The organism is Phormidesmis sp. 146-33 (assembly GCF_052939515.1).
In genome coordinates, this window is record NZ_JBJPHU010000274.1 from 1 (window position 1) to 1,602 (window position 1,602).

2 protein-coding genes are annotated in these 1,602 nt (G+C 46.2%); one reads left to right on the forward strand and one right to left on the reverse strand.

The window, feature by feature from the left end; all coding sequences use genetic code 11:
- Positions 1-639: HAD-IC family P-type ATPase (locus tag ACJ2PR_RS35885; RefSeq protein WP_446880637.1), on the forward strand; the 639-nt coding region annotated here is incomplete at its 5' end.
- Positions 640-665: 26 nt separating this feature from the next.
- Here ACJ2PR_RS35885 and ACJ2PR_RS35890 read toward each other — a convergent pair.
- A partial coding sequence (locus tag ACJ2PR_RS35890; RefSeq protein ID WP_446880638.1) for an Nramp family divalent metal transporter occupies positions 666-1,602 on the reverse strand: 937 nt, incomplete at its 5' end.

Here is a 1,602-nt window from a genome sequence, read left to right on the forward strand (position 1 = left end):
CTGCATCGAGAAAATATTGTCCATGATACCTGTCAGATAGAGGGAACTGTGGTGCATTTAGCGGTCGATCGTCTCTACGCCGGATACCTGGTGATCGCTGATCAGCTAAAGTCGGATGCTGCAAGTGCTGTTCAATCTCTAAAAGCACTCAACGTCAAAACGATTGTGATGCTGACGGGAGATGCTCAAGCTGTTGCTCAACGAGTCGCTGAAACGCTGAATATAAGCGCTTATCATGCTGAATTATTACCTGAAGACAAGGTGACTGCAATTGAAGCCCTGCTCCGCAAAGTTGGGCAAAATGGCAAAGTTGCTTTTGTCGGAGATGGGATTAACGATGCGCCCGTGATTGCTAGAGCCGATGTCGGGATCGCAATGGGTGGATTGGGTTCAGATGCTGCGATCGAGACGGCAGATGTCGTTTTGATGACCGATGCCCCTTCTAAAGTGGCAGAAGCGATTCAAATCGCTCGAAAGACCCGTCGAATTGTTTGGCAAAACATCATCATGGCAATGTCTGTGAAGGGTCTGTTCATTACGCTAGGCATCTTTGGTGTTGCTACCATGTGGGAGGCTGTATTTGCAGATGTGGGTGTCGCATTGTTAGCCGTCTTCAATGCAACTAGAGTTTTGAGATAAAGCTTTTATTTCAAGGTTTGATGATGCTAAACAAGCCACCCTGAGAAGGTTTGTAGCAATAACCAAGCATTTAATCCAACGATGACAGTTGCGACTGCATAAGCGGTTACTTTGAGCCAGCGAGGATTGACAAACTCTCCCATTAGCCGACGATCGCTGGTAAACATAATGAGTGGAATGACTGCAAACGGAAGCTGAAAACTCAGAATCACTTGACTCAGAATCAGCAAATTGGTTGTACTTCCTTCACCAAAGAAAATAATTGTCACAAGGGCTGGAACGATCGCAACCAGGCGAGTCAGTAAACGACGCAGCCAGGGCTTTAAACGGATCTGGAGAAATCCTTCCATCACAATCTGCCCAGCCATCGTTGCAGTTAAGGTAGAGTTTTGCCCGGATGCCAGCAAAGCGATCGCGAAAATCACACTGGCAGTCCCAACCCCAAGCAGGGGAGATAGAAGCTTGTAAGCATCTTGGATTTCTGCCACGTCTTGATAACCAGAGAAGTGAAAGCTAGCAGCAGACAAAATCAAAATCGCTGAGTTGATAAATAAAGCAATTGACAACGCAACGGTTGAATCAATAGTTCCAAATCTAATGGCTTCATGCTTTTTCTCTGAGGTATCTTGCCAATCGCGTGTTTGAACGATCGCAGAGTGGAGATAAAGGTTATGTGGCATGACCGTTGCCCCTAAAATCCCGATCGCAATGTAGAGTGCTTCAGGATTTTGCACCACTTTTGCTTGAGGAAGATAACCTTGTAAAACGCCTGCCAAATCAGGACGAGCAAAGATTAGTTCAGCAATAAAGCACCCTCCAATCACGATGATCACCGCGATTACTAGCGCTTCAATATAGCGAAAGCCCTTGTTTTGTAGGAACAGCACCACAAAGATATCTAGAGCAGTGATGCAGACACCTACGGCTAGTGGAATGTCAAACAAGAGTTGTAGTGCGATCGCA